Here is a 13,942-nt window from a genome sequence, read left to right on the forward strand (position 1 = left end):
TCTTCAGCGAGTTCCAGTCCGTGCTTTTTGCACCATTCGTCCGCCAAATATTTTTGCCGACGATAGGAGTCGCCTTCGCCTTGGATGACCGTTGACCACCTGATGTAACTGATGATCAGCGATTCTTTTGCCACTGAACTTTTTAAAACTTTGTCGGTGGCCTCAATAGATTCTGATAACTTTGGATTAGAATTGTATATTATTTTCATTGGGTTAGCTCCTTTCCCCGCATGTAGGGAACAGCCTGCCCGTTACAAGCTCCAGCGATGTCCAGACGTCTACAGGAGCACGCGCCAGACGAAACCGGCGGCGAAGACGCGTTCGGCCATAACAGAGAGAATGCGGTCATCGGCGATGTCAGCCACGGCGGCATTGTCAGGCGCCGGACCCAGCAGCGACGTCAGTTCCTCTTCGCCGCCCTTGCGTTTTGCGGCGCGTGCGCGAATTTTCTTGAAATCGGCCATTGGTCCCTCGGCAACTGGAATCATCTAACACTTCCCGTGTGAGCCGGCAGCCTCTACCTCTTACGGCAAGCCAAAGACCCTGGAGATGGCCATGAACAAGACGATCGACGACCTGGCGAACCGCTGGCTCAAGCGGCGGCCGGACGGCCTCAGCCAGCTCGAAAGCCGGGTGCTGCAATCGACGCTCGAACGCACCACCATCTCGCGCGACACCAACAAGGCCGTCGCATTCCACCAGACCTTCGGCGACCGGCTCGCCGACACGATCGCCCGCATCGGTGGGTCATGGTCCTTCATCCTGACCTTCATCGCCTTTCTGATCCTGTGGACATCAGCCAATGTCTGGCTGCTGTCGCGTGACGCCTTCGATCCCTACCCGTTCATCTTCCTCAATCTCGTTCTGTCGATGGTCGCCGCCTTGCAGGCGCCGGTGATCATGATGGCGCAGAACCGCCAGACCGAACGCGACCGCATCGACGCCGCCCACGATTACGAGGTCAACCTGAAAGCCGAGATCGAGATCATGGCGCTGCATGAAAAGCTGGATGAACTGCGCCACGGCCAGATTCTCGGTATGCGCGACGAGATCGTGCAACTGGCCGAAATGATCAAGCGGATCGACGAAAGGCTGTCTTCGCAGCGGTCGGCTTCATGACCGGCGCGATCCATCATTTCATCGAACAATACGGGCTGCTCGCGGTCTTTATCGGCTGTGTCGCGGAGGGCGAAAGTGCCGCCATTCTTGGCGGTTTCTTCGCCCACCAGCAGGTCTTCGTCCTGTGGCACGCGGTTCTTGCGGCCGCGCTCGGCGCCTTCGTCGGCGATACTTTCTTCTTCATCCTCGGACGAAGCTTCGCCGACCATCCCTATGTCGTCAGATTGCGCAAACGGCCCGGCTTCCGCCGCGCCTTTCGGCTGCTCAACACCCATCCAGACATTTTCGTGCTGTCCAACCGCTATATCTACGGCATGCGCCTCGTCGGCGGCATTGCAGCCGGACTTTCCAGCATCGCCGCGCCGCGCTTCGTCATCCTCAACGCGCTTTCATCGGCGGTCTGGGCGGTGCTGTTCGGTACGATCGGTTATGTCTTTGGACTTGGCGCCGAGCACGTCATCGGCCAGGCGTTGATGCATCACGAACGGTTGCTGATCGGGCTTGGCATCGGTTTGACCGTGGCCGTTCTGGCATGGCTCGTCGCCCGTCACATCGCCAGCAAGGAACGCGCCAGGGAGGGCTGATCGTCAATCCACGCCGAGCGCCTGATCCCCCCGATCGAGGATAAGCGGGATGATCAGGTCTTCCTCGTCGGCAAGATGCCTTGTCAGCATGGCGATCAGCCGGCTGTTTTCGTCGGCATAGGCGTCGGCGGCGAAGCGCTGTCTGTCTTCGCTCTCCTGGAGCGTCTTGATGAACGCATTGGCCGCCTCGGCATTACGCTCCAGCCCTTCATGGATGGTGTGATGGTCGGCATCGAGGATCTCGAAGCCGTGCTTCAAACGGGGCTCGGCCTTGGCGAAGACCGGAAAATATTGATAATCCTCGAGGTTGTGGTGACCGTCGAGGTTGCCTAGAAAATGATTGAGGCGGGGCGCGAACCAGCGCGCGAAATCAGGCGCCGTCAGCCGTCCCTCACGGTAGTCGCCGATGCCGTTGGCCAGCATGCCGCCAAGTTCGCGGAACATGTCGTGCCGCTGCAGCCACATATTGGCGATGCCGTGGATGTTGGCATGGTCCTGCCAGTTCTCACGCGGATATTTCTCGGCCAGCCAGCGCAGATCATCCGGCAGGCCCACGCGTTCGAGAAGCAGAAAATTGGCGGCCCCGGCCATGACAGTCTCCTTTGGTGACTGGCATATAGGCATCGAAAGGCTAGATCGGTAGCCCGGTGATCCGCTCGATAATGGCAATGCCCCAGACGCCGGCGACGATGAGTACCGAAATCAGCACCGCCAGCGAACCGCAATCCTTGGCCAACTGGATATCGACATTGAACTCGCGGCTGAAAGCGTCGCATGCCGCCTCGATGCCGGTGTTAAGCACTTCGACCATGATCAAAAGCAACACGGCGCCGATCAGCAAGGCATAACCGCGCCACGAGATCGAAACGAACCAGCCGAGCGGCAAGGCAAGCGCCAGCAGCATCAGCTCCTGCTGGAAAGCCTTCTCGCTGGTGGCCAGCTTGCGAAACGCCCGCACCGAATTGAAATAAGCATCGATCAGCCGCTGCATGCCAAACCCCTTTGCGAATTACCGGCACGGGATAATGCAATGGCTGGCCAGATCAATGGAATAAGGTGACTTGTCCAAGATTCATTCAGCAACCGGTATGGACGGTGTCGACTTTTCAAACTGTGGCAGCCCGTCGTCGATCGAATAATAGTCGCCCTTGTCACCGACGAAGATATGGCATTCGCCCTCAAGACCTGTCGGCTTGTCGAACGATCCCGCCATGACCGAAACGTAGTCCTGGTCTCGCGGCTTCCAGAACAGCACCGATCCGCATGCCTTGCAGAACCCACGCCTGGCGAAGGTGGAGGCTTCGTACCAGGTGATACTTTCCGTGCCCTCGATCACAATATCGGCGTTGGCAACATTGGTCGCGGCATAGAAATGTCCGCTCTGCTTGCGGCATTGCGAGCAATGGCAATAGACGACGCCACGCAGCGCTCCGTTCGTTCTGAAGCGGACGGCTCCGCATAGACACGATCCCTGGTGACCATCACTCACGTCGATCCTCCTTGAAGAAAAGTGCCTGGCATCGCCTTCAGGATTCCAGCTTTGCGGCGCACGCACGCAAGCAAATGCGACATGTGCTGGCGTGGAGAATCCGAAATTCGGTTTCATTTTCAAGAGTGCGATGCGCGAATCGCGAATTCAAGCCGCCGCACCGGCGTTGTTTCCAACTGTTGGACGCACGGACCAAGGCTTTTACAGCCCGCAGACAGAGAAAACCCGCTGACCCTCTGCCAGTTAAGGAAACTTTAGCGACGGCGCATTTATGGTCACCTGCAAGCGAAGGCCGTGGGTGGGGACGCATCCCTTCGCAAGTTGTTCGAAGCGTCGGTCGCATTCCCCAGGGCTCGGCGACAAAGGAAACCGCGAATTCCGCGGAGGATCCGAGGGGAAGAACCAAGATGCAGCCGGCAGCTGTCCCGACCGAACGAAGCACCGACATCGCAGCCACTGTTGTCGCGACAATGCGCCAATTGGGCGTGCTCGGCCTGCCGCGCAATTACGAGATCTTCTATGAGGCCCTGAGCGGCACCAATCGCGAACTCAGCATGGCCGTCGTCTCCCTGACCAGCCGGCCGACACAGGATGAACTTGATCAGATCGGGCGCACTTTCTTTGCCCACAACCATGGCCCTGGCATCGTCGAGCATGCCAGAGACGTCATTGCCAGGGAGCTCGAGGAGGTTGCTTCGCTGCTGCGGAGCGAGCGCAGCCACATCGAGAAATACGGCAGGATCCTCGATGAGACATCGAGCGGCCTCAGCGGCCGCAGCCTTCTCTCTCAGGATCTCCTGCAGAAGATCGCCAGCGCCATGGCGGTTGCCACCAATTCGACGATCGATCACGGCCGGCAGGTGGCCTCGACGCTCAACGACAAGACGGCCGAACTCGAAAGCGTCAAGTCGAAGCTTGAGGAGTACAAGCGCCTGGCCGACACCGATCCCTTGACGCATATCTGGAATCGGCGCGCCTTCGACAAGGAGATCACCAGGATCTACAACAGCAACAGGGGTATCCTGTTCAACGCCCTGGTTCTTGTCGACATCGACCGCTTCAAGGATATCAACGACCGCTATGGCCACCCGGTCGGCGACAAGATCATCCAGAGCATCGCCGATATTTTCCAGACCAGCATTCGCGGCGACATGTTCGTCGCCCGCACCGGCGGCGAGGAGTTCGCGCTGATCATCGAGGGCGCCAGCGAGGACGCCACCTATGACGTCGCAGAGCGTATTCGTGCCCTGATCGAGCAGACGCCGTTCACCAGCAGCCAGACCGGTACGAATTACGGCACCGTCACCGTCTCGATGGGTATCTGCATGGCGTCCGAAGCCGAAGGACCCGAAGATCTCTACACCAAGGCCGACCGGGCGCTCTATCGCTCCAAGGTCAGCGGCCGCAACCGGGTCACCAGGCACTCGACGATGACAGGCAGGGCCGGCAAGAGCTGGCTGCTCTACAAGAAGGACTGACAGTCCCTGCCCGCTGGTGCCGGGAACACTGGACTAGCGCAGACATAAAAGGCGCCCGATTTCTCGGACGCCCTTTCATGGATCTGATTCGGACTGCGCGAAAATCAGCCGTTGACCGCCTGCTTGTGCTGCACCGGGTGGCTCTTCTTCAACAGATCCGAGACCAGGAAGGCCAGTTCGATCGCCTGGTCGGCGTTAAGGCGCGGATCGCAATGGGTGTGGTAGCGGTCCTGCAATTCCTCGGCGGTGATGGCGCGCGCGCCACCGGTGCATTCGGTGACGTTCTTGCCGGTCATTTCGACATGGATGCCGCCCGGATGCGTGCCTTCGGCGCGGTGCACCTCGAAGAAGGTCTGGACCTCCTTGAGAATGCGGTCGAACGGCCGCGTCTTGTAGCCGGCGGCCTCGATCGTGTTGCCGTGCATCGGGTCCGACGACCACACCACGGAGCGGCCTTCCTTCTGCACCGCGCGCACCAGCTTCGGCAGATGGTCGGCGACCTTGTCGGAACCGAAGCGGGCGATCAGCGTCAGCCGGCCGGGCTCGTTCTCGGGATTGAGCAGGTCGATCAGCTCCAGCAAGCCGTCCGGCGTCAGCGACGGGCCGCATTTCAGCCCGAGCGGGTTCTTGATCCCACGGCAATATTCGACATGGGCATGATCGGGCTGGCGGGTGCGGTCGCCGATCCAGATCATGTGGCCTGACGTGGCGTACCAGTCGCCGGAGGTCGAATCGACGCGCGTCAGTGCCTCCTCGTAGCCGAGCAGCAGCGCCTCATGGCTGGTGTAGAAATCGGTCTCGCGCAGCGCGTAGTTGGTTTCCGAAGTGATGCCGACGGCCTTCATGAAGTCCATCGTCTCGGTGATGCGGTTGGCGAGAGACTCATATTTTTCGCCCTGCGGGCTGTCGGACACGAAGCCGAGCATCCAGCGGTGCACGTTCTCCAGGCTGGCATAGCCGCCTTGCGCGAAAGCGCGCAGAAGGTTGAGCGTCGCCGCCGACTGGCGGTACGCCATTTCCTGGCGAGCGGGATCCGGAATGCGCGACTTCGGGTCGAATTCGATGCCGTTGATGATATCGCCGCGATAGCTGGGCAGCGTCACCTCGCCCTTGGTCTCGTTGTCGGACGATCGCGGCTTGGCGAACTGGCCGGCAACGCGGCCAACCTTCACCACCGGCTGCGCGCCGGCGAAGGTGAGCACCACGGACATCTGCAGGAAGACGCGGAAGAAATCGCGGATGTTGTCCGCGCCATGCTCGGCGAAGCTCTCGGCGCAATCGCCGCCCTGGAGAAGGAATGCGTCACCGGCGGCGACAGAAGCGAGCTGCTTCTTCAGCTTGCGCGCCTCACCGGCAAAAACCAGCGGCGGAAAGGTTGCGAGCTGGGCCTCCGTGTTCTTCAGCGCGGCAAGGTCCGGATAGGCAGGAACCTGCTTGATCGGCTTTGCTCTCCACGAATTCGGCGACCATTTCGTCATCGCTGCACCCAACGCTCTTTCCGGCAAGCACCCTCGCCTGCCATTTCCCGCCCCTATATGGGATGGCGGCTCCATACACGAAGCCGATTTCCTATTCTAGACCGGAATTCAAGCGCTGGCGAATGGCCTGGGCCGGCTACGCCGCCTTCTCCACCAGCCGCGCCAACTGGGTCATGACGACCGCCGAGCCCGCCAATCGCTTCTCGGGGGTTGGCCAATCGCGCACGAAGACGACGCTGTGGTCCGGCCGGATCTTGGCCAGCGAGCCCTGCTCGCCGATGAACCGGACGAGCCCGACCGGGTTGGAGAATTCGCGCTTGCGGAAATGGATGACGACGCCCTTCGGCCCGGCGTCGAGCTTCTCGACATTGGCCTTGCGGCAGAGCGCCTTGATGAAGACGATCTTGAGCAGATGCTTGACTTCGTCCGGCAGCGGGCCGAAGCGGTCGATCAGCTCGGCGCCGAAAGCGTCGATTTCCTCGGTGTTTTCGAGATCGCCAAGCCTGCGGTAGAGCGCCAGCCGGAGCTGCAAATCCGGAACATAGCTTTCCGGGATCATCACCGCCGTGCCGACGGCAATCTGCGGCGACCAGCCGCCATCCTGGACCTCGCCGGAATCCTTCACCTCGGCAACGGCTTCCTCCAGCATCTGCTGGTAGAGTTCGAAGCCGACCTCCTTGATGTGGCCGGACTGCTCTTCGCCGAGAAGATTGCCGGCGCCCCTGATATCGAGGTCGTGGCTGGCGAGCTGGAAGCCGGCGCCCAGCGTATCCAGCGATTGCAGCACCTTCAGCCGGCGCTCGGCGGTGTCGGTCAGCTTGCGGTTGGCCGGCAGCGTGAACAGCGCATAGGCGCGCACCTTCGAGCGGCCGACGCGACCGCGTAACTGGTAAAGCTGCGACAGGCCGAACATGTCGGCGCGATGGATGATCAGCGTGTTGGCGGTCGGGATGTCGAGACCGGATTCGACGATGGTCGTCGATAACAGCACGTCGTACTGGCCGTCATAGAAGGCATTCATGATATCGTCGAGTTCGCCCGGCGGCATCTGGCCATGTGCCACCGCCACCTTCAACTCCGGCACGGATTCCTTCAGGAAATCATGGATTTCCGAGAGATCGCTGATGCGCGGCACCACATAGAAGGAATGGCCGCCGCGATATCGCTCGCGCAGCAGCGTCTCGCGGATGACCAGGGGATCGAACGGCGAGATGAAGGTGCGCACCGCCATTCGGTCGACCGGCGGCGTGGCGATCAGCGACAGCTCGCGCACCCCGGTCAACGCCAGTTGCAGCGTGCGCGGGATCGGTGTCGCCGAGAGCGTCAGCACGTGCACGTCGGTCTTCAAATCCTTCAGCCGCTCCTTGTGCTTGACGCCAAAGTGCTGCTCCTCGTCGATGATCAGCAGGCCAAGGTTCTTGAACGAGATCGCGGAACCAAGCAGCGCGTGCGTGCCGATGACAATATCGACCTGGCCCTCGGCGATGCCTTTCTTGGTCTCGGCCAGTTCCTTGGCGCCGACCAGCCGCGACGCCTGGCCGACACGGATCGGCAGGCCGGAGAAACGCTGCGAAAAGGTCTTGAAATGCTGGCGCGACAACAATGTCGTCGGCACCACAACTGCCACCTGAAAGCCTTCCATCGCCGCGATGAAGGCGGCACGCAGCGCCACTTCGGTCTTGCCGAAGCCGACATCGCCGCAAATCAGCCGGTCCATCGGCTTGCCGGCAGCAAGATCGTCGCGCACCGAATCGATGGCCGTCTGCTGGTCGTCGGTCTCCTCATAGGGGAAGCGGGCCGCGAACTCGCCATAGAGGCCTTCTGCCGGCACCAGTGGCGGTGCGGAGCGCATCTGCCGCTCGGCGGCGATGCGGATCAGCTGCCCGGCCATGTCGAGCAGGCGTTTCTTCAGCCGCGCCTTGCGCGACTGCCAGGCGCCGCCGCCAAGCTTGTCCAGCGTCGCCTCGGTCGTGTCGGAACCGTAGCGCGACAGGAGTTCGATGTTTTCCACCGGCAGGAACAGCCGGTCGTCGCCGGCATAGTGGATTTCCAGGCAGTCATGCGGTGCGCCGACCGCTTCGATGGTGCGCAGGCCGATGAAACGGCCAATGCCGTGGTCGGCATGGACAACGATGTCGCCGGCCGACAGCGCCGAGGCCTCGGCGATGAAATCCGACGGACGCTTCTTGCGTTTCGAGCGCCGGATCAGCCGGTCGCCCAAAATGTCCTGTTCGGCGACGACGACCAGTTTTTCGGTCTCGAAGCCGGATTCGAGCGGCAGCACGGCCAGGGCCGCCTGCCCCGGTTCGAGCTTTTCGGCTTCCGCCAGCGTCGCCACCTGCTTGAGGTTGCCGAGATGGTGTTCGGCAAGGATCTGGCCAAGCCGGTCGAGCGAGCCTTCGGTCCAGCCGGCGATGACGACGCGGCGGCGCGCCGCGCGCTCATCGGCGATGTGTTTGACGACGACATCGAACACGTTGGCGTTCGGATCGGCGCGCTCCTCGACGAAGCTGCGGCCGTGGCGTGAGCCGGCGTGATAGACTTTCTTGGCGCCAACGTCGGGCGCGTCGAATGGCGTGAAGTCGATCGCTTCACGCGGCCCCAGCGAGGCAATCAGGTTTTCCGGGGAGAGATAGAGCAGGTCCGGTGCGACCGGCTTGTAGGGCACGGCGTCCTTCAAGGCACCGTCCGCCTGCTTCTTGCGCGCTTCGTAATGGTCGAGGATCAGCGTGTGGCGTTCGGCCAACGCCTCATGCGCCAGATGGTCGAAGATGACCGGCGTGTCAGGCAGATAGTCGAACACCGTCTCCAGCCGCTCATAGAAAAACGGCAGCCAGTGTTCCATGCCGGCAAACCGTCTCCCTTCGCTGACTGCTGTATAGAGCCCGTCATCGCGCTGTGGAGCGCCAAAGGCTTCGATATAGGAGCGGCGGAAACGGCTGATGGTTTCGGGCGTCAGCGCCACTTCGCTCATCGCCTGCAGCGCCATCGACTTGCGCTGACCGGTGGTGCGCTGTGTGGCGGCGTCGAACACACGGATCGATTCCAGCGTATCGCCGAAGAAGTCGAGCCTGAGTGCTTCGGTCCAGCCGGGCGCGAACAGGTCGAGAATGCCGCCGCGCACCGCGAACTCGCCGATGCCACGCACGGTCGGCACGCGCTCAAAACCGGACGTTTCCAGCCGCGACACCAGTACGTTCATGTCGATCTGGTTGCCGGGCCTGGCGTGGAACGTCTGTGCCTCGACGAGATCCGCCGGCGGAATGCGCTGCAGCAGCGCATTGGCGGTGGTGAGGATGACGGCGCGGTGCGGCTTCTTCGCCAGAGCGATCATGGCGGTCAGCGCATCGAGGCGCTTGGCGGCAGCATCCGAACCGGGCGAGACGCGGTCGTAGGGCAGACAATCCCACGCCGGTAGTTGCAGCACCGGCAGGCCGGGGGCAGCGAAAGACAGCGCCTCAACGATCGCCGGCAGGCGCTGACCGTCGCGCGCGACGAACAGAACCGGCTTGTCGGGCGCGATCTCGAGTGCCGCCTGCACCAGCGCAAAGGCTTCATAGCCATCAGCGACGCCGTCGACGATGAACTGGCCGGCGCGGTCTTTCGGCAAACCGATGGTGGGAATGAGGCTCATGAAATCACGGTCTTGTTCTATCGCAACTCCGAACGGAAAACCGCTTCGCACTTTTCCTGGAATTGCTTGTGTTCAGGATGTCGTTGTTCAAAATGTCATGGAGTGGCGGAAAGCCAGGATCTTTTGCAGGACGGCACAATCGATATCGGCCGGAACCGGGCGTTCGCCGGTGACCATGGGCAGGAATTCGGTATCGGGAATGTCGAGGAGCCTCTCATATTGGTCGATTTCCTCAGCCGTCAAGGCGCCGATCTCAGCGTCGGCGAAAGTGCCGAGGATCAGGTCCATCTCGCGCATGCCGCGATGCCAGGAGCGAAACAGAAGCTTGCGGCGGCGGACGTCGAGCCCCTCGCTTGATCTCGTCGTTCCGGTCATCGTGCCGCATCCTTGCTTGCTGCGGCGCATATAGCGTGGATAGAAGGGGCTGTCAGCCTTGCGCTGCCGCCATCGCAACATAAGCTGACATCATGCGCCCGACCATCCTCGATCCCTTGTTTGTACCGATCACGTCGCTTGCAGGCGTCGGACCGAAAGTCGGCGCGCTGATCGAGAAGGTTGTCCCGGCCGATCTGGGTGACCGCCCCGCCCGCGCGGGCGACCTTCTGTTCGTGCTGCCGCACACCGTCATCGACCGCCGCAGCCGGCCGGGCATCGCAGGATCCGCGGAAGGCCAGATCGTGACGCTGGAGGTGCGCATCGACCGCCACCAGCCGCCGCCGCGCGGCAACAGGTCGGTGCCTTACCGCGTCTTCGCCCATGACGACACCGGCGAGATCGCGCTGACCTTCTTCCATGCTCACGCTTCCTATCTCGAAAAGGCGATGCCCGAGGGCGAGCATGTCGTGGTCTCGGGCCGCATGGAATGGTTCAATGGCCGCCCGAGCATGGTCCACCCCGACCATATTGCGCTGGCCAGCGAGGCGGAAAACCTGCCGCTGGTCGAACCGGTCTATCCCCTGACAGCCGGGCTCTCGGGCAAGGTGCTGCGCCGGGCGATCGGCCAGGCGCTGGCGCGTGTGCCTGAATTTCCCGAATGGCAGGACGGCGCCTTTATGCGCCGGCACACCTTTGCGGCCTTTGCCGATGCGCTCGCCCGCATCCACAATCCGGCCGACCCAATCGACGTCTCCATCGACGGCGCCGCCTGGCGGCGGCTCGCCTATGACGAGTTGCTGGCGGGCCAGGTCTCGCTGGCGCTGGTGCGGGCAAAAGTCCGCAGGCTGTCCGGGCGTCCCCTGGTCGGCGACGGCCGCATCGTCGAAAAACTGCGGACTGCACTGCCCTATTCGCTGACATCGAGCCAGGAGTTTGCGCTGGCCGAAATCAATGCCGACCTCGCTGATCCCGAGCGCATGCTGCGGCTTCTGCAGGGCGATGTCGGCTCCGGCAAGACGGTCGTCGCGCTGTTGGCCATGGCACGCGCCGTCGAGGCCGGCGGCCAAGCAGCCTTGATGGCACCGACCGAAATCCTGGCGCGCCAGCATCTGGCGACCATCACGCCGCTTGCCGCCAAGGTCGGGCTGCGCATTGCCATCCTCACCGGCCGCGAAAAGGGCCGCGAACGCGCGGATACGCTGGCCGGCCTGGCAAGCGGTGAGATCGACATCGTGGTCGGCACCCATGCGCTGTTCCAGGAGACGGTCATGTTCCACGACCTGGTCTTCGCCGTGATCGACGAGCAGCACCGTTTCGGCGTCCATCAGCGGCTTGCCATCACCGCCAAGGGCGACGCGCCGGACATGCTGGTGATGACGGCCACTCCCATCCCCCGCACGCTGGTGCTGACCGCTTTCGGTGACATGGACGTGTCGAAACTGACGGAAAAACCGGCCGGCCGCCAGCCGATCCGTACCGTTACACTGCCGCTCGAGCGGCTCGACGAACTGGTCGACCGCATGGTGGACGCCGTCGCCGGCGGCCAGAAGATCTACTGGATCTGTCCGCTGGTCGAGGAATCCGAAGAAATCAAGCTGATGTCGGCCGAGGACCGCTTCGCCTCGCTGAAACCATTGTTCGGCGACCGTATCGGGCTCGTTCACGGCCGCATGAAGGGTGCCGAGAAGGACGAGGCGATGCGTGCCTTCAAGCTGGGCGAGACACGCATCCTGATCGCCACCACGGTCATCGAGGTCGGCGTCGACGTGCCGGACGCCACCGTCATGGTCATCGAGCACGCCGAGCGCTTCGGCCTCGCCCAGTTGCACCAGTTGCGCGGCCGGGTCGGGCGTGGTGACAAGCCCTCCTCCTGCGTGCTGCTCTACAAGGACCCGCTCGGCGAGACCGCAAAACGCCGGCTGTCGGTGATGCGCGAGACCGAGGACGGGTTCCTGATCGCCGAAGAAGATCTGAAGCTGCGCGGAGAAGGCGAATTGCTGGGCACCCGCCAGTCCGGCACGCCAGGTTTCCAGGTGGCGCGCATCGAGGCACATGCCGACCTTCTGGAGGCCGCCCGCGACGATGCCAGGCTGATCCTGTCGCGCGACCCGGAGCTGCAATCGCAGCGTGGCGAGGCGTTGCGCCTGCTGCTTTATTTGTTCGGTCGCGACGAGGCCGTGCGGCTCCTGCGCGCCGGCTGAGCCAGGGCGGCAACCGACGGGTTGGCGAGCATCCCTTCGATCGGCTCGCCATTCACGACAACCATTTGCTTGACCTCGGGCGCCACCAGCCCGGCCGACACAATCAGCTTGGCGCCGTCCTCGATCGTCATGTCGAGCAGCACGATGTCCGACTTCGGCACATACATCAGGAATCCGGTGGTCGGGTTTGGCGTGCACGGCATGAACACGGCAATCAGCGGATCGCCTTCCTGGTCGAGCTTCTGGTTGATCTCGGTTTCCTTCTCGCTGGCGACGAACACCAGCGACCACACACCCTTGCGCGGATATTCGACCAGTCCGACCTGGCGGAACATGTCGCCCTTGTTGGACAGCACGGTCTCGAAAATCTGTTTCAGCGAGCCATAGATGCCGCGCACCAACGGCATGCGGCCAAGCAGGCGCTCGCCGAAATTGACGATGGCGCGGCCGACGATGTTGGCCGTCAGGAAGCCGATCAGCGTGATCAGGATGAGCGCCACGATCAGCCCGAACCCCGGCACAGGAAACGACAAATAGGTGTCAGGGCTGTAGCGGGCCGGAATATAGGGTTTCACCCAGGAATCGACCCAACCGATGAATGACCAGGCGATGTAGGCGGTGATCGCCAGCGGCGCGCAGACGATGAAGCCCGTGAGGAAGTAGTTCCTCAGCCGGGTCACGCCGGAAGTCTTGGGAGCGTCGGACATGATTCACCGGAGGCGCTATTGCGACGCGACATTAGTGAACCGCCGTCCAGTTTGGAACTGCGAAGTTTTTAAAGAGCCGATTATGCCGCTACTTCCAGCGGCTCAATCTTCTCGAGTTCCGGCGCCAGCTTTCTGGCTTCGGTTTCAAGCTCATAGGCCTGTTGAAAATTCATCCAGAATTCGGGCGTGGTGTTGAAAAATCTGGCGAGGCGAAGAGCCGTATCGGGAGTCAGGCCGATCTCTTCCTTGGCAATGCGTTCGATACGGGTGCGCGGAAGGTTGAGCTTTTTCGCCAGCGCGCCTGCACTCATGCCGAGCGGGACGAGATATTCTTCACGCAGGAATTCTCCAGGATGAACTGGACGTGCGAACTTGAGCATAGTTCAGGGTCCTCAAGGGTTCAGGGCAAGTGCCCGCTCAATGGTAATCGACGATCTCCACGTCTTCAGCGCCAGCAGCGGTCCATTTGAAGCAGATGCGCCACTGGTCGTTGATGCGAATTGAATGCTGTCCGGCTCGGCTCCCTTTCAGGGCTTCAAGATGATTTCCGGGCGGCGATCGAAGGTCATTCAGTTGGGCAGCGTTGGCAATTGCGCGAAGGCGGCGTTCGCCACGGGCAACCAAATCCGGCGGAAAGCCCTTTGGCGCCTTCCCTTCGGCAACCGCTTCGACCGCCTTGCCTCTGAACGAAACGATCAATAACGCGCCCTCTAGATTGTATCATACACTGATACATGTCGACGCGCAAGCAAATGTATCATCGGCCGATACAAATTTGCTATCGGTTGATCGGCGGCAAGATTTGACGATACCTATTCCACGGTCACCGATTTCGCCAGATTGCGCGGCTGGTCGACGTCGGTGCCCATGAACACGG

At 61.9% G+C, this 13,942-nt stretch carries 13 protein-coding genes and 2 pseudogenes; 4 read left to right on the plus strand and 11 right to left on the minus strand.

Annotated features, from left to right (window positions below):
* Window positions 1–209, minus strand: a pseudogene (locus tag EOB49_RS37015) (hypothetical protein); the annotation flags it as partial.
* Between the two features lie 75 nt (window positions 210–284).
* A pseudogene (locus EOB49_RS29250) lies at window positions 285–464 on the minus strand (DNA-3-methyladenine glycosylase I); the annotation flags it as partial.
* 91 nt (window positions 465–555) lie between these two features.
* Between EOB49_RS29250 and EOB49_RS29255 the strand changes: the two are divergent.
* Window positions 556–1,119: a DUF1003 domain-containing protein gene (locus tag EOB49_RS29255; protein ID WP_127383015.1), complete on the plus strand. Its 564-nt coding sequence runs from the start codon at window positions 556–558 to the stop codon at window positions 1,117–1,119.
* A complete protein-coding gene (locus EOB49_RS29260; RefSeq protein ID WP_127383016.1) occupies window positions 1,116–1,703 on the plus strand; it encodes a DedA family protein in 588 nt (195 codons plus the stop codon). The genes EOB49_RS29255 and EOB49_RS29260 overlap by 4 nt, the downstream gene beginning before the upstream one ends.
* A 3-nt stretch (window positions 1,704–1,706) precedes the next feature.
* On the opposite strand, the gene EOB49_RS29265 is transcribed toward EOB49_RS29260, so the two are convergent.
* From EOB49_RS29265 to EOB49_RS29275, 3 genes are all read right to left on the minus strand, one after another.
* A complete protein-coding gene (locus EOB49_RS29265) occupies window positions 1,707–2,294 on the minus strand; it encodes a hemerythrin domain-containing protein (RefSeq protein ID WP_127383017.1) in 588 nt (195 codons plus the stop codon).
* Window positions 2,295–2,334: 40 nt separating this feature from the next.
* Window positions 2,335–2,694: a diacylglycerol kinase gene (locus tag EOB49_RS29270; RefSeq protein WP_023810560.1), complete on the minus strand. Its 360-nt coding sequence runs from the start codon at window positions 2,692–2,694 to the stop codon at window positions 2,335–2,337.
* A gap of 81 nt (window positions 2,695–2,775) precedes the next feature.
* The gene (locus EOB49_RS29275; RefSeq protein ID WP_027036778.1) at window positions 2,776–3,192 is read right to left on the minus strand and encodes a GFA family protein; all 417 of its coding nucleotides are present in this window, start codon (window positions 3,190–3,192) and stop codon (window positions 2,776–2,778) included.
* A 407-nt stretch (window positions 3,193–3,599) separates the two neighbouring features.
* Here EOB49_RS29275 and EOB49_RS29280 point away from each other — a divergent pair, with 407 nt between their 5' ends.
* Window positions 3,600–4,670 carry a diguanylate cyclase gene (locus EOB49_RS29280; RefSeq protein WP_127383018.1) on the plus strand — a complete coding sequence of 357 codons (1,071 nt, stop codon included), beginning with the start codon at window positions 3,600–3,602 and terminating at the stop codon, window positions 4,668–4,670.
* Between the two features lie 104 nt (window positions 4,671–4,774).
* On the opposite strand, the gene EOB49_RS29285 is transcribed toward EOB49_RS29280, so the two are convergent.
* The 3 genes from EOB49_RS29285 to EOB49_RS29295 all read right to left on the minus strand — a co-directional run bounded on the left by EOB49_RS29285 (window position 4,775) and on the right by EOB49_RS29295 (window position 10,157).
* Window positions 4,775–6,148, minus strand: a complete 1,374-nt coding sequence (locus tag EOB49_RS29285) for a 3-deoxy-7-phosphoheptulonate synthase class II (RefSeq protein ID WP_127272015.1) — start codon at window positions 6,146–6,148, stop codon at window positions 4,775–4,777.
* A 136-nt stretch (window positions 6,149–6,284) separates the two neighbouring features.
* Window positions 6,285–9,782 (minus strand): transcription-repair coupling factor, encoded by a 3,498-nt coding sequence (mfd, locus tag EOB49_RS29290; RefSeq protein ID WP_127383019.1) that lies wholly within the window; start codon window positions 9,780–9,782, stop codon window positions 6,285–6,287.
* A gap of 87 nt (window positions 9,783–9,869) precedes the next feature.
* Complete coding sequence (locus tag EOB49_RS29295; RefSeq protein WP_127383020.1) at window positions 9,870–10,157, minus strand: succinate dehydrogenase assembly factor 2; 288 nt, start codon at window positions 10,155–10,157, stop codon at window positions 9,870–9,872.
* Between the two features lie 92 nt (window positions 10,158–10,249).
* On the opposite strand from EOB49_RS29295, the gene recG reads away from it, so the two are divergent.
* Window positions 10,250–12,358 (plus strand): ATP-dependent DNA helicase RecG, encoded by a 2,109-nt coding sequence (gene recG / locus EOB49_RS29300; RefSeq protein WP_127383021.1) that lies wholly within the window; start codon window positions 10,250–10,252, stop codon window positions 12,356–12,358.
* Here recG and EOB49_RS29305 read toward each other — a convergent pair.
* The 3 genes from EOB49_RS29305 to EOB49_RS29315 form a co-directional block, all read right to left on the minus strand.
* Window positions 12,310–13,065, minus strand: coding sequence for a DUF502 domain-containing protein (locus EOB49_RS29305; protein WP_027036784.1), 756 nt, complete (start codon window positions 13,063–13,065; stop codon window positions 12,310–12,312). The two genes, recG and EOB49_RS29305, sit on opposite strands and share 49 nt — an antisense overlap.
* Before the next feature lie 80 nt (window positions 13,066–13,145).
* Window positions 13,146–13,445, minus strand: coding sequence for a HigA family addiction module antitoxin (locus EOB49_RS29310; RefSeq protein ID WP_013531910.1), 300 nt, complete (start codon window positions 13,443–13,445; stop codon window positions 13,146–13,148).
* 37 nt (window positions 13,446–13,482) lie between these two features.
* The gene (locus EOB49_RS29315; RefSeq protein ID WP_127327274.1) at window positions 13,483–13,764 is read right to left on the minus strand and encodes a type II toxin-antitoxin system RelE/ParE family toxin; all 282 of its coding nucleotides are present in this window, start codon (window positions 13,762–13,764) and stop codon (window positions 13,483–13,485) included.
* Window positions 13,765–13,942: the final 178 nt, after the last annotated feature.

The organism is Mesorhizobium sp. M7A.F.Ca.MR.148.00.0.0 (assembly GCF_003997735.1).
Classification (GTDB): domain Bacteria; phylum Pseudomonadota; class Alphaproteobacteria; order Rhizobiales; family Rhizobiaceae; genus Mesorhizobium.

Bases quoted from the DNA above. Each gene is read 5' to 3' on its own strand.
- EOB49_RS29255 (WP_127383015.1), top strand. From the start codon at position 556: ATGAACAAGACGATCGACGACCTGGCGAACCGCTGGCTCAAGCGGCGG.
- EOB49_RS29260 (WP_127383016.1), top strand. From the start codon at position 1,116: ATGACCGGCGCGATCCATCATTTCATCGAACAATACGGGCTGCTCGCG.
- EOB49_RS29265 (WP_127383017.1), bottom strand. From the start codon at position 2,294: ATGGCCGGGGCCGCCAATTTTCTGCTTCTCGAACGCGTGGGCCTGCCG.
- EOB49_RS29270 (WP_023810560.1), bottom strand. From the start codon at position 2,694: ATGCAGCGGCTGATCGATGCTTATTTCAATTCGGTGCGGGCGTTTCGC.
- EOB49_RS29280 (WP_127383018.1), top strand. From the start codon at position 3,600: ATGCAGCCGGCAGCTGTCCCGACCGAACGAAGCACCGACATCGCAGCC.
- EOB49_RS29285 (WP_127272015.1), bottom strand. From the start codon at position 6,148: ATGACGAAATGGTCGCCGAATTCGTGGAGAGCAAAGCCGATCAAGCAG.
- mfd (WP_127383019.1), bottom strand. From the start codon at position 9,782: ATGAGCCTCATTCCCACCATCGGTTTGCCGAAAGACCGCGCCGGCCAG.
- EOB49_RS29295 (WP_127383020.1), bottom strand. From the start codon at position 10,157: ATGACCGGAACGACGAGATCAAGCGAGGGGCTCGACGTCCGCCGCCGC.
- recG (WP_127383021.1), top strand. From the start codon at position 10,250: ATGCGCCCGACCATCCTCGATCCCTTGTTTGTACCGATCACGTCGCTT.
- EOB49_RS29305 (WP_027036784.1), bottom strand. From the start codon at position 13,065: ATGTCCGACGCTCCCAAGACTTCCGGCGTGACCCGGCTGAGGAACTAC.
- EOB49_RS29310 (WP_013531910.1), bottom strand. From the start codon at position 13,445: ATGCTCAAGTTCGCACGTCCAGTTCATCCTGGAGAATTCCTGCGTGAA.